At 45.3% G+C, this 18992-nt stretch carries 17 protein-coding genes; 8 read left to right on the forward strand and 9 right to left on the reverse strand.

Going from position 1 to position 18992, the window contains the following annotated elements; genetic code table 11:
• Window positions 1–130: 130 nt before the first annotated feature.
• From AC23P2_RS21205 to AC23P2_RS21215, 3 genes are all read right to left on the reverse strand, one after another.
• On the reverse strand, window positions 131–334 hold the full coding sequence (locus tag AC23P2_RS21205; protein WP_487775057.1) for a DUF6132 family protein: 204 nt from the start codon (window positions 332–334) through the stop codon (window positions 131–133).
• Entirely contained in the window at window positions 318–557 is a 240-nt protein-coding gene (locus AC23P2_RS21210; RefSeq protein ID WP_487775058.1) for a hypothetical protein, read from the reverse strand. The genes AC23P2_RS21205 and AC23P2_RS21210 overlap by 17 nt, the downstream gene beginning before the upstream one ends.
• A 72-nt stretch (window positions 558–629) precedes the next feature.
• The gene (locus AC23P2_RS21215; RefSeq protein ID WP_487775059.1) at window positions 630–956 is read right to left on the reverse strand and encodes a rhodanese-like domain-containing protein; all 327 of its coding nucleotides are present in this window, start codon (window positions 954–956) and stop codon (window positions 630–632) included.
• Window positions 957–1168: 212 nt separating this feature from the next.
• Between AC23P2_RS21215 and AC23P2_RS21220 the strand changes: the two genes are divergently transcribed.
• The 4 genes from AC23P2_RS21220 (at window position 1169) to lgt (ending at window position 3737) form a co-directional block, all read left to right on the forward strand.
• Window positions 1169–2065: an alpha/beta hydrolase gene (locus AC23P2_RS21220; RefSeq protein WP_487775060.1), complete on the forward strand. Its 897-nt coding sequence runs from the start codon at window positions 1169–1171 to the stop codon at window positions 2063–2065.
• Window positions 2066–2165: 100 nt separating this feature from the next.
• Window positions 2166–2681 (forward strand): RNA polymerase sigma factor, encoded by a 516-nt coding sequence (locus AC23P2_RS21225; protein ID WP_487775061.1) that lies wholly within the window; start codon window positions 2166–2168, stop codon window positions 2679–2681.
• Complete coding sequence (locus AC23P2_RS21230; protein ID WP_487775062.1) at window positions 2668–2865, forward strand: hypothetical protein; 198 nt, start codon at window positions 2668–2670, stop codon at window positions 2863–2865. The genes AC23P2_RS21225 and AC23P2_RS21230 overlap by 14 nt, the downstream gene beginning before the upstream one ends.
• 20 nt (window positions 2866–2885) lie before the next feature.
• A complete protein-coding gene (gene lgt, locus AC23P2_RS21235; protein WP_487775063.1) occupies window positions 2886–3737 on the forward strand; it encodes a prolipoprotein diacylglyceryl transferase in 852 nt (283 codons plus the stop codon).
• A gap of 171 nt (window positions 3738–3908) precedes the next feature.
• Here lgt and AC23P2_RS21240 read toward each other — a convergent pair whose 3' ends face one another.
• From AC23P2_RS21240 to AC23P2_RS21265, 6 genes are all read right to left on the reverse strand, one after another.
• On the reverse strand, window positions 3909–4259 hold the full coding sequence (locus tag AC23P2_RS21240) for a DUF2200 domain-containing protein (protein WP_487775064.1): 351 nt from the start codon (window positions 4257–4259) through the stop codon (window positions 3909–3911).
• Between the two features lie 25 nt (window positions 4260–4284).
• Entirely contained in the window at window positions 4285–6324 is a 2040-nt protein-coding gene (locus AC23P2_RS21245) for a S9 family peptidase (RefSeq protein ID WP_487775065.1), read from the reverse strand.
• Window positions 6325–6442: 118 nt separating this feature from the next.
• Window positions 6443–8770 carry a glycoside hydrolase family 65 protein gene (locus AC23P2_RS21250; RefSeq protein ID WP_487775066.1) on the reverse strand — a complete coding sequence of 776 codons (2328 nt, stop codon included), beginning with the start codon at window positions 8768–8770 and terminating at the stop codon, window positions 6443–6445.
• Window positions 8771–8888: 118 nt separating this feature from the next.
• On the reverse strand, window positions 8889–10316 hold the full coding sequence (locus AC23P2_RS21255; RefSeq protein ID WP_487775067.1) for a TolC family protein: 1428 nt from the start codon (window positions 10314–10316) through the stop codon (window positions 8889–8891).
• A gap of 13 nt (window positions 10317–10329) precedes the next feature.
• Window positions 10330–11691, reverse strand: a complete 1362-nt coding sequence (locus tag AC23P2_RS21260) for an HlyD family secretion protein (RefSeq protein ID WP_487775068.1) — start codon at window positions 11689–11691, stop codon at window positions 10330–10332.
• A 4-nt stretch (window positions 11692–11695) separates the two neighbouring features.
• Window positions 11696–13891 (reverse strand): peptidase domain-containing ABC transporter, encoded by a 2196-nt coding sequence (locus tag AC23P2_RS21265; RefSeq protein ID WP_487775069.1) that lies wholly within the window; start codon window positions 13889–13891, stop codon window positions 11696–11698.
• A 193-nt stretch (window positions 13892–14084) separates the two neighbouring features.
• On the opposite strand from AC23P2_RS21265, the gene AC23P2_RS21270 reads away from it, so the two are divergent.
• The 4 genes from AC23P2_RS21270 (at window position 14085) to AC23P2_RS21285 (ending at window position 18937) form a co-directional block, all read left to right on the forward strand.
• The gene (locus tag AC23P2_RS21270; RefSeq protein ID WP_487775070.1) at window positions 14085–14765 is read left to right on the forward strand and encodes a hypothetical protein; all 681 of its coding nucleotides are present in this window, start codon (window positions 14085–14087) and stop codon (window positions 14763–14765) included.
• Window positions 14766–15438: 673 nt separating this feature from the next.
• Window positions 15439–17106 carry a S8 family serine peptidase gene (locus tag AC23P2_RS21275; protein WP_487775071.1) on the forward strand — a complete coding sequence of 556 codons (1668 nt, stop codon included), beginning with the start codon at window positions 15439–15441 and terminating at the stop codon, window positions 17104–17106.
• Between the two features lie 14 nt (window positions 17107–17120).
• Window positions 17121–17819 carry a DsbA family oxidoreductase gene (locus AC23P2_RS21280; RefSeq protein WP_487775072.1) on the forward strand — a complete coding sequence of 233 codons (699 nt, stop codon included), beginning with the start codon at window positions 17121–17123 and terminating at the stop codon, window positions 17817–17819.
• Window positions 17819–18937, forward strand: a complete 1119-nt coding sequence (locus AC23P2_RS21285) for an MFS transporter (RefSeq protein WP_487775073.1) — start codon at window positions 17819–17821, stop codon at window positions 18935–18937. Before AC23P2_RS21280 ends, AC23P2_RS21285 begins: the two co-directional genes overlap by 1 nt.
• Window positions 18938–18992 lie beyond the last annotated feature (55 nt).

Genomic DNA, 18992 nt, shown 5'->3' on the forward strand with positions numbered 1-18992 from the left:
CTCGCAACCCCAACGAGCATCCGATTGACAAAAGATAGTTTTCATAACGTTGAGTAAGAAGAAAAAAACAGCCCGTCAGCATTGCCGACGGGCTGTTTCGTATAAAAACTAATCTGAAAAATAGTAAACTTTATTCCTTTGGTTTAAAGAAAGATTGGAGCAAATCCGTACCCAAATACCCCATAAGCGTACCATACGGCACCATGGTTTGCCACTGCGATTTAATGGGGCAAGTACCAGTGACACACCCAATTTCTTTCCAATACCAATAGCCAACAATGGCTCCAGCGCCTGCGCCAATCCAAGCCCAGTTGAAATTACTTAACTTCTTCATAAACAGGTTCATCGTTTAATGATGTTGACGACTGACGAAGATTTGGCGAAGCACAACCTCCCCCGCCACAACAACCGACATTTAATGCGGCCTGAAGGGCAAACAAACCTCCCATCAATCCTAAAAGTGGTTGATGATCAGCGAAAGCCGAGTAAATGAGCCAAAGGCCCATACCCATGCGTAAAATTCGCATTAGGTTCCAATTTTCAAGTACCGTTAGCATTCGATTATTTTTTAATAAAAAATGTAATTTCTCTCTTTTTGCTTCTTGCCTTTTTCTCCCTTGCAAATTTGCTTAATAAGGCCAACCCATCATTCCACCCGAGAGATTATAGACTTTTTCAAAACCCATGTCGCCCATCAGTTGGCAGGCTTGTCCACTGCGATTGCCACTCCGACAGTAAACAAAATAAGTTTTATTTTTGTCCAATTTAGCAATGTTTTGCTGAAAATCCATTCTCATTAGGTCGATGTTCGTTGCTCCTTTGATGGCTCCTGAACGAACTTCAGCGGCTGTTCGTACGTCGATTATTACGGCATTAGGCGTTTCTGATAGTAATTGTTTGAATGTAGAAGCGTTTACGTTTTCGTAATTTTTCTTGGTTTTAAAAAAGCTAAACATGGCTTTGAGATGTTTAAGATTGTGAATGTATGGTACAAAGGTCAGGAAGAAAACAGGCTGAAAGCGTGATATTTGTTACACATGAGTAGAAATCGTACTAAAATAAACTTAGAGCTATATTAAACTCGAATGAAAAAAACACGAACCCCATGAAATCCGCCTTATCTTTGCGTTTTGTTTTTGGTCTTATAGCTCTCTTTTTCAGTTGTACTATGTCGCGTTCTCAAACCGTCATTCCTCTTTGGCCCGATGGACAAATTCCCAATGACCTAAAAAATCGTAGCATTCAGGAAAAAATCGAAGTCGGAAATGACGGAGTTTTGCGCATTAGCAACATTGTGCTACCCACGCTGTCGGTCTATATGCCCGAAAAGCCGACGGGAGCAGCCGTGGTAATTTGCCCAGGCGGTGGTTATCGCATCGAAGCCTCTGGCCACGAGGGTGTGGACGTGGCGCAGTGGTTTAATAGTTTTGGGGTAACGGCTTTTGTGTTAAAATACCGCTTACCCGACGATGCTCTTTGGGCCAACAAACACGAAGTAGCGCTCCAAGATGCGCTTAAAGCCATGCAATTGGTGCGTAGCAATGCTACCAAGTACAAAGTTGACCCCAATCGCATTGGCATCATGGGCTTTTCCGCAGGAGGGCATTTGGCCTCAACGGTAAGTACGCATTGGCAGTCTGCTACCTCGATGACAGGCTTGAAAAACCTTTCCAATGCCGAAATATGCAAGCCCAATTTCTCAATTTTAATCTATCCTGTTATTAGTTCGGGGCCTTTCAAACACGCAGGTTCGTTTGAGTTGTTGTTGGGTAAAAACCCGTCACCTGAGCAATTGGAATATTACTCTAGCGAAAAGCAAGTGAGCGACAAAACGCCACCTACGCTTTTGGTACATGCCACCGACGACAAAGGTGTACCCGTTGAAAACAGCTTGATGTACTACGATGCCCTAAGAAAATATAAAATTCCTGCTTCGATTTTGGTCTATGAAAACGGTGGTCATGGTTTTGGTTTGGGCAAAAAACAAAAAGGCTCAGTCAAACACTGGCCCGACGGTTGCCAAGCGTGGATGGAAGGAATGGGACTGCTCGAACCTAAAAATTAGATATAAATCGGAGGAGCACACGTAAATATTTTTGACAACGTGTGACTTTTATAGCACTTCCTGCAACTAATACTTCAAAACACATTAAGCCTTTATTGTTGTGGCAAAAGTTTCGTTGCAGGAAGAATTTTTACGGCTAATAACTACCCAGCAAAAGCTAATTCATAGCCTTTGCAGTCTCTATTTTTCCCAAAGCGAAGACCGAAAAGACATGTTTCAGGAAATCGTTCTTCAACTTTGGAAGTCATTTCCTTCGTTTAAACACCAGTCCAAAGAATCTACTTGGATTTACCGAATTGCGCTTAATACCATCTTTACGAAGTTGAGAAAGGATAAGTCGCGCCCAAAAAATGAACCTTATTCGGACGATGTGTATCAGATTTCGGAGGCAACAAGTTCACTTGAACTAACGCAGGCTACCCAAGAACTTTACGGGGCGATTGAGCAACTTTCCGATTTGGATAAGGCCATTATTACGCTTTATTTGGAAGAATATAGCTACGACGAAATCGCAAGTATTTTGACCTTGAGCCGCACCAATGTCAGTACCAGAATCAATCGAATTAAAGTAAAACTCGAACGGCTTTTAAAAACCAATGGCCATGAATTTAGATGAATTAAAACCACTGTGGGAGTCTTACAAAACGCAGGTAAACGACCAGTCGGAGTGGAGTGTTTCGGAGCTTTCGCAACTCATCCAAACCCGCCCCGCACCAGTGCTTTGGTACCAAAGAGTCCAACGGCCTTTGCTCCACTTTTGCGTGAGTTGTTTTCTGATGGGCATTACTTCTGGTTGTTAAACTCATAACCTCTTTTTCGCATGTTGGTATATATCATTTGGGATATTCATCCCGACCTCATCACTATTGACTTTTTGGGAAAGACTTTCCCGATTCATTGGTACAGTTTGTTGTTTGCTTTTAGCTTTTTGGTAGGGAAATCGCTGATTGCCTTCATTTTTCAAACCGAAAAAGTGGATGCTGTCAAAGCCGATTCTTTGTTGATTTATGTGGCAGTTGCCACCGTCATCGGCGCTCGTTTGGGGCATTATTTGTTTTATGAATGGGAGCTTCTTTTTTCCCAACCCAAGGAATGGTTATTGTCGTTAATCAGCCTACCTTTCTTCGGCTTGGCCAGCCACGGGGCTATTATTTCCATTGTGTTGGCTTTGATTCTTTATAGTCAGAAGGCAGGCAATCCTTCGTTTTTATGGTTGGCCGATCGGGTAGTCATTGCGGTTGCGTTGGGTGGAGCTTTGATTCGAACTGGAAATTTGTTCAATTCCGAAATTTACGGCAAACCTACGGACGTGCCTTGGGGGTTTGTGTTTGTCCACGAAACCGACTTTCGCTTATTGCCCCTCGTTCCTCGTCATCCTACCCAACTCTACGAAGCCGTTTTCTGCCTATTTTTATTCGCATTGACTTTTTATTTATGGAAACAAAAAAGGCAAGTACTGCCACAAGGAACTATTTTGGGGTTGTTTTTGGTGTTGCTTTTTGGCTTTCGTTTTATGGTCGAATTTCTTAAAAATCCACAGGAAGATTTTGAAAATGAGATGGTTGTAAATATGGGGCAATGGCTCAGTTTACCTGCTATTTTGATGGGATTCTTTGTACTGGCTTATGCCCAGAAGCGACGAGTGACTGCTGCGTCAGAGACGCGAAACTGATTTTGACCCAAATTGTAGTTTGGGTTGTCCTTTCATTTTTATGATACCTTTTATGTATCCTTATTCTAGGACAGGGCAAAGTTGAAAAATAATCCCCCCTGACAAGAACAATTCCTGTCAGGGGTTTTTATGACGGCACTGTCGAAGTGCTTAATAATGAGGGACAAATTTCTATTTTCGCAAAATCTTCTCCATGGCTTTTCCCTTCGCCAGTTCGTCCACCAGTTTGTCAAGGTAGCGAATTTTTTGCATCAAAGGGTCTTCAATGTCTTCGATTCGGTACCCACAAATAACCCCCGTAATTTTATGAGCGTTGGGGTTCATAAGGGGTGCCTGCGCAAAAAACGTTTCAAAATCCACCCGTTCTTCGAGCACTTTTTGGAGTGCCATTTCGTCATAGCCCGTTAGCCAATGGATGATTTGGTGCAGTTCTTCTTTCGTACGTCCTTTTTTCTCAACTTTCTGAATATAATGCGGATACACGCCCGCAAAAGCCATTTTATACACTCGGGTATTATTCATAGGGGGTTCAGTTCTTTTAATTACCTTACAACGTCTCTTTCAACCATCGATAAAATTCTTTCTGCCAAACTTGGGCGTTTTGGGCGTGAAGCACCCAGTGATTTTCGTCGGGCAACACCACCAAACGGCTTTTGATACCCCTCAGCTGCACCGCTTGAAATGCTTGCAAGCCTTGCTCAAGCGGAACGCGGTAGTCTTTTTCACCGTGAAAAATTAAGATAGGCGTGTTCCATTTTGCCACAAAATTGCTGGGTGAAAATTGAGCGTACGATTTTTGCGCTGCTGCATTTTTGGTGTCCCAGTACGGCCCGCCGTAGTCAAAATTCGGAAACCAAAGCTCTTCGGTCGTGCCGTACATACTACGAAAATCAAAGATGCCATCGTGGGCAATGAAGGTTTTGAAACGGTTGTTGTGCATTCCTGCCAGCATAAACGCAGAATAACCTCCGTAACTTGCCCCCACGCAACCTAGCCGATTTTTATCGACAAACGGCTCCTTACTCACATCGTCGATGGCCGCTAAGTAGTCTTGCATCACAATGCCACCGTGGTCTTTGCTGATTTGCTCATTCCATTTAGTGCCGTGTCCAGGCATGCCACGTCGATTAGGTGCCACAACGATATATCCATTGGATGCCATCAATTGAAAATTCCAACGAAACGAATAAAACTGCGTTAAAGCGCTTTGAGGGCCTCCTTGGCAGTAAAGCAAGGCAGGGTATTTTTTGTTTTTATCAAAATTGGGAGGATAAATCACCCATACCAACATACTTTTCCCGTCCACGGTTTTAACAAAACGACGTTCGGTTTTGCACATCCCCAAAGTAGCGTAAGTAGCGTCGTTGACGTGGGTCAGCTGCGTCATAGCGCCATCCGAAATGTTCACGGTGTAGAGTTCGCTGGCGTGGTTCATATCCGCACGACTTACCACGAGTGTATTTCCGCTTTGTCCGATGATTCCATTTACGTCAAAATCCCCCTTGGTAATTTGGGTAATGATGGGCATCATTTTGGTCAAACCAGGGTACGTCACCTGAAAGAGCTGTGAGGTACCGTTGGTAGCTGCCGTAAAAAACAAGCTACGTCCATCTTCGCTCCACTTAAAACCATCCACGTGTAAGTCGTCGCGCTGGGCGGTGAGGTTCATTTTGGTTATACCGTTGCTTACAATAATGTTCTGTTTGTCAGACTCATAGCCGTCGCGTTTCATTTGAAGCCACGCGAGTTGCCCTTGTCGGTTAAACGCAGGCTGAAGGTCATAGCCTTTATTGTCTTCGGTGAGGTTGGTCGTTGTGCCTGTGGCTAAATCGTACGCATATAAATCGGTATTGGTACTGATTGCGTAGGCCGTTCCGAATTTTTTCTTGGTTACATATACAACCTTTTTCCCGTCGTGGCTCCACACAAAATCTTCGTCACCGCCGTCGGGTTTGAGCGGACAATCGTGGGGTTCGCCTTCCATCAGGTCTTTGGCAGCTCCGCCCCCTATAGGCGTGAGCATCACGTGTCCAAATTTACCGTCTTCCCATTCGTCCCAGTGGCGATAATTGAGCTGGTCATAAATAAGGACGTTACTTTTGGCGAGCTGAGGGTAGGCATCTTTACCCGTCACTTTCATCACTTTTACTTCTTCACTGCTGATTTTGAACTTCCCGTCGGGCGAAATTTTGGGATTGACAAGTAACTCGTCCACGTTGGTGACGAGCGAGGCGTTGCCGCCGCCGATGGGGACAACGTAGGTTTTACTACTACTTTTGTTTTCGTCGATATTGGGTGTACTGACGCTATAAATGACCGATTTTCCGTCTTTAGAAATGCCCTTCCCACTCACGCGCCCTAATTTCCAGAGCTGTTCGGGCGTCAATAGTGTTTGGGCTTGGGTAGTTATGCCCAACAGGAGCAGCCCAATGAAACTTAGATTTTTCATGCTGATTTTCAAGATAGTGTTTGAAAACCAAAGATAGGGAGGGAATGGAGAAAGCCCAAAAAAGCTGTGGGTCGGAAAAATAAGGATAGCCCATTTTGTCATGCCGTAGGCATCTATTTCCACCGCTTGTATGTTCATTTCGCTCTCCTACAAATATTTCGCCTCTCCGAGGCTTGTATATCGAAGATAGACTCAAGTTGGAGTACAAAAAAAGCGGAGTCGCCAGACCCCGCTTTTTGAAAGTAATATTTTTCTTTTACCCTTTCACTACCCCCGTAGCCTGCGCAGCAACGGTGATTTCGGTACCGTTAATGACAAGACTCAACGGCTGCGTTGAAAGGTTCTCCACTTCCACTTCGTTGGGGCGTACGGCTACGCGTACTACTTGTCCACGGAAACCAATGCGGAACGAATAGCCTTTCCATTGTTCGGGCAAAAATGGGGTAAAGGCCAGTTTACCATCTTTGATGCGCATTCCTGCAAAACCTTTAATGACCGACATCCAAGTTCCTGCCATACTCGTGATGTGAAGGCCGTCTTCGGTGTCGTTATTGTAATCGTCGAGGTCGAGGCGGGAAGTACGAAGGTACATTTCGTACGCTTTTTCGTTGTAACCCAATTTCGCGGCCTGAATCACGTGTACGCAAGGCGACAACGACGACTCATGCACGGTCATCGGCTCGTAGAAGTCAAAATTGCGACGGATGGTTTCGGTATCAAACTCTTCTTCAAAGAAATAAAGCCCTTGTAATACATCGGCCTGTTTGATAAAACAACTCCGTAAAATGCGATCCCACGACCATTTTTGGTTGATAGGACGGTGTTCTTTAATGTCGTCAACGGTCAAAAGTTCTTTGTCCAAGAATCCATCTTGCTGCAAAAATACCTGCCGTTCAGCATCATAAGGGTAGTACATATTGTCCACAATATGCTGCCATTTAGCCAATTCTGCCTCACTCAATGTGCCCAACACCGCAGGCTGTTCTCCACCAACCGCTGACTGCAAACTGCTAATCGCTGATAACGTATAGCGCAAGCACCAAGCCGCTAGGTAGTTGGTGTACCAGTTGTTGTTGACGTTGTTTTCGTATTCGTTAGGCCCTGTCACGCCCAGCATCACGTACTTTTTCTTGTCTGCCGACCAGTTGACACGTTGTGCCCAAAAACGAGCGATTCCTACCAACACATCTAGCCCATACTCAGCTAAATACCCTTCGTCGCCCGTGTGGCGGATGTAATCGTGGATAGCGTAGGCAATCGCGCCGTTACGGTGGATTTCCTCAAACGTGATTTCCCATTCATTGTGGCATTCTTCACCCGTCATGGTCACCATTGGGTACAACGCCGCCCCGTTGTCGAAGCCCAGCATTGCGGCATTTTCAATGGCTTTTTGAAGGTGTTTATGGCGGTACACCAACAGATTACGCGCTACTTTTTGGTCAGCCGTTGCGAGATAAAATGGCAAGCAATACGCCTCGGTATCCCAGTAGGTACTTCCGCCGTATTTTTCTCCCGTAAAGCCTTTAGGGCCAATGTTGAGGCGAGCGTCTTCGCCCGTGTAGGTTTGTTCGAGTTGGAAAATATTGAAACGAATCCCCTGCTGAGCCGCATCAGTGCGGCTGTCCGAGTCTCCCTCAATAACAATGTCATTTTGAGCCCAGCGTTCTGCCCACGCTTGCGCCTGTTCGGCCTTCATTTGTTCAAAACCTTTGGCCGAAATGCGTGCGATGTAGGCTTTGGCATTGGGGAGAAGGTCTTCAAGTGCGTGGTTCAGCGAAGCCAAGTTAACGGCATATTTGTACAACGTAATTTCTTCGTTGGCTTTGGCTTTTAGCTCAATCTCACACGCAACGTATTTTTCAGACTTAACAGGTTTGTTTTGAAAATCAACACTTTCTCCGTTGATCGTGATGTCAATTTTCATTCCTGTACATACGTTGAACAACTCCGTTTTGAACGGGGTGTCTTTTGTACGCATTTCAAGATAAGCTTCTCCGAAAGCGGTCTCTTTGTGAATTTCGTCCCAAAACTTCTCGCCATAATTGGAGTCTTTGTTGCTAATATCGCCATCAAGCGAAGGCGTCAGGGTGATGGTGCCGTCGAAGTTAAGCGGCGTCACCGAATAGCGAATCGCTCCCGCTTCGTCGTCAACGATGCTGCAAAAACGCTGAGCTTGAACACGTACCTGTTTGCCGCTGGTGAGGGTAGCAACGAACGTACGTTCCAAAATACCCTCTCTCATGTTGAGCACACGCGAGTAATCAGAAACGGTGCAGGTTGCCAAGTCGAGCGTTTCTCCCTCGATGTCAACGTTGATACCAATCCAATTGCAAGCATTGAGTACTTTGGCAAAATAGCGCGGATAGCCGTTTTTCCACCAACCTACGCGGGTTTTATCGGGATAAAAAACGCCAGCGACGTAGTTTCCGAGTAGTGTTTTGCCCGAAAATTGTTCTTCAAAGTTGCCTCGTTGGCCCATTCGGCCGTTGCCAAGGCTGGTAAGACTTTCGGTGATTTCGTTGTATTCAGGATAAAATCCTTCCTCGATAATGCACCAAGGGTCGTGTTTTATGTAATTTTTCATCGTTAGAAGAGCCCACCCACTAGGGAAAGTGTTTAATCAAACCCCAAAATTAGGCATTTCGGGCGAGGGTTTTTATAACGATTTTTTCAATAATTAGTAGCGAGTTACCTTTTCGTGTTTACCACTCACTCAAACCTGCTGAAAATAAAAGCGTAGCTTTGGCTTTTTCGTACTTCGATTTCATGGATTCGAGCTTCACTTTCAGTTCATTGAGTTTCGACTCGCGCATGTTTAGTTGAAGCAATTGGGTTTCTCCAATGGCAAAACGTTGTTCGTCGGCTTGTAATACTTGTGCTTGGCGTTCGATGGCAATTTGTTGGCTTTGGATTTGTTTTTCTAGGTTAATGACTTCATTGTAAGCTGTTTGAATATCGTTGTTAATTTCGCGGCGCACTTGTTGTAGTTCGAGGTTATTTTGGGCTTGTTTGATGCGGATGGTTTCCAGCTTACCACGCTCTTTGCGGAAAAGCAACGGCATCGAAAAATCTACATTTAGTTTGTAAAAAGGCGGGAAAGGCCCCGTCGATTTGGGGATTTCTAGCCCAGTAATGAAGCGATGGGTGTAGTTGAGGGATGATAGCCCAATGTCAAATTTGGGCTTGAGCATTTCACGACCTAGTCGCTCATCGATGCGTAATTGCTGAGTTTTGATGTCTAACTTTTGAATTTCGGGATGTCTTTGGCGTGCCATGTCCAGAAATTGCGTAAGTGTATTATTATCAATGCGTTGGGCAGGAGTGAGCTGAGGGATTGCATTGCTGGGCAACTCACGAGGGCCGTTGTTGTCATCCCATAAATAATTTGACAAAATGAGTCGGGCGTTTTGAAAATCCACGTAGGCTTGCTCGAGCATAATTCGTCGATCGATGAGCGTCACTTGGGCGTCGGCGGTATCTACGGCGGGTAAATCTCCCTGTGCCACGCGTTTTTTGACCAAATCATATCGTTGAAGGGCCAAATCATGAAACTCTTTGACAAGGGCGTAATTTCGGTAGGCAAAGTACCACGTCCAGTATTCTTTGGCAGCTGAAAGTATTAGTTTATTGACCAATTTTACACGCTCTACCTCGGCCATGTTTTGAAACAAACGGGCATTTTGAAGCGTAGCGCGGCGTTCATCAATGACAAATCGCTGCAAGACTGGAACCGTAATGCCGATGTAACTTAGCCCGTCCAATGGCGTACGAATATCCGTTCCAAGCACGTCACCTACATTTCTTTCAAACCCTGCTTTTACATCAATTCCTCCCCAGTAGAGTGGGACTTTAAGTTGGTTGTCCCAAAAATTAAAATAGGCTTTGTTCTCAAAATATTTGCGGTCAAAGTTGGCTTCTAACTTTGGGTCAAAGCTTCCTTTGGCCATCATTAACTCAGCTTTGGCTTGGTCAGAAAGGTTGCTTGCTTGCCGCAATACGGGGTGGTTTTTGGCCACCAACTCATAAAAATCGCGGTAAGAAAAGACCTTAGCTGTGTCGGTCTGCGCCCAAGTAGGTAAAAAACCTACATAGCAGGGTAGTACGACAAGTAACTTTATGACGAATTTCATCGATTTACACTTTTTATTTTTTCTCCTTCTCTTCCGCAGGCAAAATATCATTGAGGTAGTCGGGCGGGAAACCATTGAGCTGACGCCAAACTTCCCACCAGATAGGCACATCTTTGAGCATTACAAAGCCGTTGACACCAGAGCCAATGCGGAGTTGATCAGGCCATTTGTCGTTTTCATTGCCTTCATGGTCTGATTTGATTAGGAGGCGGTACTCACCATTTTTGCTATTGACGCGATCAACAATCGCTACCGTTCCGCCAAATGTACCTACTGATGTACCTGGCCAACCCGAAAACTGCAAAGCTGGCCACCCATCAAATTCGAGTCGAACGTGGCGTCCAGGTTTGATGAGCGATAAATCCATGGCTTTGATGTACAATTCTACCGCCAAATCAGGCTTATCGGGTTGGAGCGTAACAATAGACTCCCCCTCTTTTATGGTTTCCCCAATACCTGCTTTAAGGGTTTTGATGATGTACCCATCTTGTGGAGCGTGGATTATATATTGTTCGCGGCGGATTCGGATATTTTCGTATTTGTTTTTAAGTTTCGACAACTCAGACTCACCATCAGCGAGGCTTGAAAGTGCTGTACTGCGGTCGGAAAACGACTTGGCAATGTCTTTTTGGTAGTCAACCTCAACCGAACTGAGCTCAATGCGTGCATTAATGAGTTCATTGCGCGAAATGGCCAATTTTTGACTTTGTGATACAAATTTTGCTTGGTCTTCTTGAAACTTTACCCGACGGCTTTCCAAGTCCACCAACGAAATCGTCCCATCTTTGTACATGGCTTCCCCACGTTCGAGGCGCTCTTTAGTAATCTCAAAACCCCGATTGATAGCGATGAAATCGGCACTATCGCTTTTTACTTTAAGACGGGCCTGGAGCAACTTGTTGCGCGTTTTTTCAAGGCTCAGTTGAAGCCCTTGTCGCAACGATGAAATTTGCGAATCAGTGGCTTGAATTTTGGTTTTGTAAGCATTGATAGCCTCTTGCTTGGCCTGAATTTGCTCTTGAGTTCGGATTAGTATTTGCGGGTCAAAATAATCATCTTTAACTTCCGAAATAGTGACAAGCGTATCTCCTTTTTTGACGTAGTCGCCTTCTCGAACATGCCATTGCTGAATTTGTCCCGCTACGGCATTCTGAATATTTTGGGGACGGTCTTTGGGGGTCAGGGCGGTTACGTAGCCTTTCCCATTGATGTTTTGTTGCCAAGGCAAAAACATCACCAGAATTAAAACAATGACGATACCCAAAATCCAGCGATAAACAATCCTGGCGGTTTTTGGGGAATGGAGGGTATGAAGTGAATTGACTTCATTTTCGATGGCAGGTACATTGACCCGCTGTTTTGATATATTGAGCATGGTCTTAGTTTTCGAGCGTTGCAACGTGCTTTAATACAGTTTTGTAGGGGCCTTCGGCGAGAATTTGGCCTTCTTCCAAGACCACCACGCGGTCGCAGGCTCCCATAAATGCGGGGTCGTTGGAAAGTACCACAAGCGTCCAATTGTGAGCAGGATCTGTCAAGAATTCAATGATTCTAATCCGTTCGCTGCGTTCTATTTGCCGAAGGGCATCGGTATATAAGAGCAATTTAGGCTGAGTAAGCAAACAACGAGCTAGGGCAATTTTGGTCACAAAACTCAACGAGAAATGGCGCCCACCCGAGATGATTGAGGTGGCAAGGCCATCGGGCAATTGGGCAATTTCTTCGGTAAGGTGTAGCTTTTCTAGGGCATCCATAACACGCTCCAACGTGATGCCTGCGCGCCCCATGGTCAAATTTTCGAGAATAGTTCCGTCGAAAATTTCTTGGTTGGGAAAGTTCATGCTCAGGTAATTACGCAGGGTAGTGATGTCTAAGTCCCGCATAGAAACACCATTATAAATAAGGCTTCCTTCATACTCGGTAAGGATGCCCGAAAGCAATTTTAAAAGTGTATGTTTTCCCGAACCATTTTGCCCTGTCAAACAAATCCGCTCTCCAGGCTTTATATCCATCGAAATTTCTTTGATAGCAGGGCTAGAAGCGTCGGGATAGGTGTAGCTCAACTGCCGTGTTTTAAGTTCAAGCCCTTTGGGAAACTGCGTAGCTGAGAAACGCAAACCACCTTCTTTTTCCAACGTTAAATCAGAAACATATCCTAGTTTATCGACTGCTGTAAGGAGGTCAAAAACCACATCGATACTCAACAGTAGTTTTTCAACGGCAGCTGTCAACAACACAATGACGATTTCGGAAGCAACAAACTGGCCTAACGAAATTTGGCGGTTGACAAGTAAGTACGTTCCCAGAATCAATAAACCACCGATGACAACTACCTTAAAGGCCAACGAATAGTAGTAAAATCCTTTTAAAATTTTGAAGTGCTTGTTTCGGTAGGTGAGGTAATTGGTCACGAGCCCGTCCATGCGCTGAATGGGTAGGTGGGTTGAGCCTGCGGTTTTAAATGAAAATAGTGTACTGGCCATTCCTTCGAGCCAGGCCACAACGCGGTATTTGTATTTTGATTCTTTAATGCTGGTTTCTAGTCCTTTGCGTCCGTTAATTCGGATAATGGCAAGGAAGATTAGAATGACAAATAAGCTAAAAGCAATAAAGAAAGGGTGGTAAAACGAAAGTAAAAGTAACCCAAAAATGATTTGTAATAAAGCAGCAGTGAGCTCTATCAAAAACTTAGGAAGCGATTTTTGGATGGTCAGTACGTCGAAAAAACGGTTCATAAGCTCCGTAGGATTGTCTTGGCGGAGGGCTTCGTATTTCAAACGTGGTACACGGTACGTAAACTCAAACGCTGCTTTGGCAAAGATTCGCATTTGAAGGGTTTCTACCAGCGACACTTGGATGATTTGCATAATCCCACTTCCGATAAGTCCCAGTACAACCAAGCCCATTAGCACATAGACGGAACTAAACACAGAACCACTCGAAACCAAACTAAAGATAGCTTGTACGCCTAATGGTAACACGAGGCTAATTAGACCGACCACCACGGCATAAAAATAGATGTAACCTATGTCTTTGCTTTCGTTACGCAACAGACGAATTAGCCGCTGTACAGGGCTGAGAATTTCGTTCTCAGTTTGGCTTAATGTGCTGTCGTCGCTCACCAGAGGCTGCATCGGAAAAGCGGTGATATACAATACTTGTCCGTTTTTAGAAGTGTCAGATTGGTTTTCAAACACCAAAGGAGATAATACTTCTGCTGTGGTATGGCGAGGACGGTTTTCGATGATGGGGCTCCAAAGAATGGGGACGCCTTGATCATCTTTGCCTACAATGACAGGGGTGAGGCCCAAACTATGCTTCTCAAAGTAAAGCACTGGGTGGGTTGCTGATTCGATAAACGAAACAAACTGGTCTTTGGGCAAACAATTCACCACCAACGTTAGGTTGTTGAGCCGAGCGCTTCGGTGGAGGTCTTCAATAAACCGATGTATATCTGTTCCTGAATATGAAGACGTCTGCTCGACTTGGTCGTAGGTCGTTCGGTGGGTTACAACGGGTTGCCCAGTCGAAATAGCAAGTTGTTCTACAATTTGCCGTATATACTGCGAATTCATGCGTTTTCTTGGATGGGTTGATAGTTGAAAAAGCAATAGACCGTTATATTTGTTCCGATATTCGTTAATTCTAACTCAATTCTAATATTGGTCTTTTGAGGTAAACTAAAACGAAAATAGAACAATGAAGCGTGTTTATTGGGATTTTTGTGTGACCATTTTGTTAAGACACTTTTCTTTAATAAACTGGACTTTGATAGGCATAGTTTTGACTTTTGGGATAAATTCTTGCAGTTCACCTTGCAATGATTGTGCTACGCCGTTGAAAGGTAGTGAATTTTTTCCACTGGAGGTAGGGCGATTTGTGGAATATGACGTAAACGAAGAAGAAGTAGCTCTTGGACGCCCAGCCGTGGTTCGGGCGTTTCAATGGAGAGAAAAGGTGGCCGAAACTTACCTTGATCCTGCGGGGGATAAAGTACATCGTATTGCCCGTTTCCGTCGGACATTGGAAGGCCAGCCTTGGATTCCAGATTCTACGTTTACAGTACGATTAAAAATCGACTATGTTGTCCGCAACGAAAGTGGTCGAGAATACGTAAAAATGGTGTTCCCTCTTGCAGAAAAACGCACTTGGAATGGGAATGTTTACAACAATTTGGGAGAAGATGAGTATTTATTAAAAGAAGTAAATAAGTCGATAAAAATCGGAGGAACAGCTTTTGATAGAACGGTAACGGTAGTTCAACAAAATGACTCAACACTGGTGAATCAGGATAAACGTATTGAAACATACGCAGCGGGCGTGGGACTGATTTATCGTGAACGAATTAATGTGCAATTTTGCTCGTCAACGCCTTCTTGTATTGGAAAGGCACAAGTCGATTTTGGAACACGTCAGTTCGTTCGTTTTAAACGCACAGGGGTAGAGTAGGTGAGCGAGTGTCGAAGGTAGAGTAGAGAATATCGAAACTGAATTGCTCCAGAGGAGCTACATCTTTGTAGAGAATGTCGAGGGTAGAATGCAGAATGTCGAATCGTGTTGAGGGTTGCTCACAACCCGACAAGCGAGTGTCGAAGGTAGAGTAGAGAATATCGAAACTGATTGCTCCAGAGGAGCTACATCTTTGTAGAGAATGTCGAGGGTAGAATGCAGAATGTCGAATCGTGAGGAGGGTTGCTCACAACCCGAGGAGTGAGTGTCGAAGGTAGAATGTCGAAATTGATTGCTCCAGAGGAGCTACATATTTGTAGAGAATGTCGAGGGTAGAATGCAGAATGTCGAATCGTGTTGAGGGTTGCTCACAACCCGAGGAGTGAGTGCCGAAGGTAGAATGTCGAAATTGGTTGCTCCAGAGGAGCTACATCTTTGTAGAGAATGTCGAGGGTAGAATGCAGAATGTCGAATCGTGAGGAGGGTTGCTCACAACCCGAGGAGCGAGTGTCGAAGGTAGAATGTCGAAATTGGTTGCTCCAGAGGAGCTACATATTTGTAGAGAATGTCGAGGGTAGAATGCAGAATGTCGAATCGTGTTGAGGGTTGCTCACAACCCGAGGAGCGAGTGTCGAACCCTAGAAAAAGAATAAATACATAAAAATACACACAAATGATTGGTAATCAGAAGAGTAAATGGCTTTTTGTGGCGGTACTCACTTGGCTTTTTATGTGGAGTGGGATGGTACAGGCGCAGACCGCCAAGTACTTGGTTTTGTTAAAAGACAAAACAGGTACGCCCTTTACGACCGACAAACCCACGGCCTATCTGAGTCAGCGCTCCGTGGATCGTCGTTCGCGACAAGGGATTGCGCTGACGTCGAGAGATTTGCCTGTCAATCCTAGTTATGTATCTCAAATTCGTCAAACGGGTGCCAAAGTTTGGTACACCTCCCGTTGGTTGAATGCCGTATTGGTTGAAGCAACCTCGGCACAACTGACGGCCATTCGGGCGTTGTCGTCGGTGAAAGGGGTTGAGTTTAATCGTTCCCTTCGTACGGCCCGTTTGTCTGCCGAAAAACAAACCAATGCCGCGCAACAAAAATTTGGCATGGATGCTTTCAATTATGGAGCTTCGCTTAGCCAAATTCAAATGTTGGGTGCCGATGCCATGCACGACCAAGGCTACAATGGCAAAGGAATGTTGGTGGCGATTTTGGATGCTGGTTTCTTAAATTCCAATACAAATCCTGCGCTGAGTACATTGTTTTCCGACAAACGTGTGGTGGTTACTTACGATTTTGTGGCCAACGAAACTAGCGTTTACGAAGACCATTCGCACGGAAACAACGTGTTTAGTATCATGGCAAGCTTTAAAGAAAATAGCTTGATTGGTCCAGCTTACGGCGCTTCTTACGCACTTCTCCGTACGGAAGACGATAACAGTGAGTCGCGTTTGGAGGAAGCCAATTGGCTCATTGCGGCCGAGTTCGCCGATAGCCTTGGAGTTGATGTTATCAATACTTCATTGGGTTACTATCAATTTGATAACGAAGCCGACGATTATACCTACGCCGATATGAACGGTAAAACGACGCTGATTACGCGTGCGGCCGACTGGGCAGCAGCGACTGGAATGGTGGTAGTGGCCTCGGCTGGGAACGAAGGGGCGAGCGCGTGGAAATACATTTCAGCCCCTGCCGATGCCGATTCGATTTTGGCCGTGGGAGCCGTGGGAAGTACCAAAGCATTGGCGTCGTTTAGTTCCATTGGTCCTTCGGCCGACGGGCGGGTGAAACCTGACGTCTGCGCTCAAGGGTTTGCCACTGTTTTATCAAATCAAGCGGGCAATGTGACCGCTGGCAACGGAACGTCGTATTCTGCCCCGTTGATTGCGGGTTTGGTTACGGCATTTTGGCAATCACAACCCCAACTTACCGCCATGCAAGTAATTGATTGTATTCGTCGGGCAGGAGATCGTTTTGCCAGCCCAACCCCTCAATTTGGCTACGGCATTCCCACTTTTGCCGCAGCGACGGAGGTGGCACGGGCCAAATATTTGCCCATGGGAGTTGGTGGAAATAAACCAGCGGAAGTCATTGTGTTTCCGAATCCATTGGGGAATGCCAATGCGTTACAGATTCAATGGGGAGCTGAATTTACGGGAAAAAAAGTGGAAGTTGCATTGACAGACGTGGTGGGGCGAGTATGGTTACAGCAGTCGGTCATGGCCAACGAACCATCAAGTAAACTGACACTACCGACGGCAATGCCTCAAGGGAGTTATGTGCTAAAAATGAACGATAACGAACGCGTGCGGGTTTTGAAAGTAATCAAATAAGAAAAAAAGTTGACATGAAACCACACATTAAAATCGACATCGTTTCGGACGTTGTTTGTCCGTGGTGCTACATCGGAAAGCGCCGCTTGGAAAAGGCAGTTGACCAGCTCAAAGATGATTACACGTTTGAAATCAGTTACTTACCTTTTCAGCTTTCACCAGATACGCCGCTGGAAGGAGAAAATATGAAAGAAAGGCTTTCGGCTAAATTTGGCGGAGAAGAGCGTTTTTATGAATTGACCAACCAAGTGTCGAATGTGGCGGCGGGCGAAGGGCTAGAATTTGATTTGTTGAACCAACAAGTTTCACCCAACACGCATGGTTTGCACCGTTTGGTATGGTTTGCCCAGCAAAAAGGCAAACAATTGGAATTGGTAGAGGCATTCTTTAAAGCTTATTTTGAAAACCGTGTTAACCTTGCCAATGTCGAAAACGTAGTAGCAGTGGCGCAGTCGGTGGGGTTAGATGCCGAAGAAGTGCGTCAATTTATTGCTTCTGAAAAGGGCTCAGAAGAAGTGGATCAACTTCTTTACCAAAACCGTTTGATGGGCGTGAGCGGTGTGCCGTATTATATCATCAACGACAAATACGCGGTGTCAGGCGCGCAGCCAACGGACTTATTTTTGCAAGCATTGCCAGATATTGCGGTAAAAGCACCTATTCAAGCGCCAACGCAAGGAGAAGCATGTGACCTCGAAACGGGTGTATGCTAATGCCGCCTTTTCGCATTATTTCGTTTGCGTTGTTGCTGGTTACTTTGGCCGTAAATATCTCGATGCCCCTTTTTCGGGTATATGCGGCTGAAGCAGGACTCAACAACGGCCAAACTGCTTTAGTCTTGGCAGCGTACATTACAGGTATGCTGCCTTGTTACGTTTTTTTAGGGGGAATTTCTGACCGAATCGGGCGAAAACCTGTGCTGATTGTGAGCGTTTTTTGTTCCTTTTTAGCTACGCTCGTCATTACTATTTTTCCCAATGTAACGGCTTTGGTATTTGCTCGGATGTTACAAGGGGTTGCTTTGGCGTTGAGTATGGGCACTGGAACCGCCTATTTAACCGAAGTTTTGTACCCCGACAAAAATGCGCCAACCAAAGCCGCTAATTTGGCTTCACTTTCTACGGCAATTGGTTTCAGTGGAGGCGCACTTGCCACCACCTTGTATTTGCTCGTTGATTTTCAGCTTGTTCCGCCTACGTATTATTTGCTTTTAGGAATCACTTTTATTGGACTTATCCTTCTTTTTACGTTGCCTAACCCCAAACCCATTGGTGGCAATATCCTTCGACTTCCCTATTTTCCTAAAGGCTCTTTTCCCGTCAACATGGCCATTGCGATTTGTTGGGCGGCAACGGGCACGGTCATTGCCATTATCCCGACCCAATTGGCGAAATTTCATCTGACGCCTTACGCGGGCTTTTGCTTGGTCTTAATCAATTGGACGGGCGCTTTCTTGCAACCTTTTATTCGTAAAAACGACCCGAAACAATCGGTTCGCATCGGTTATGTACTGGTACCGTTGGGTTTCGGGCTTGTAGTTTTGGGCAGTCACTTGGGGCAATTGTGGGTAATTTTGAGTGGAACTACACTCGTTGGCTTGGCGGCCTACGGCTTTTCGTACGTGGGAGGCTTGGCGTTAATCGCTAACTATGGCGGGGTTCAGCGGGCAAGGGCGGTGTCGGGCTACATGTTTATGGGCTACATCGGCTTTGGGATTCCAGCTATTTTTCTTGGCTACCTGTCTGACCACGTCGGAATTGTCAATGCCTTGTTGGTGTTTGAGGTAGTGATTACTGCTTTGACGGTCTATTTACTTCGTATTTTTCGGTAAAAGTACCATTTGTAAAAAAGTAATGTCAGCCATAGGGGGGATGCTGCGCTGAGTT

The organism is Runella sp. R0.1_18 (genome assembly GCF_057652155.1).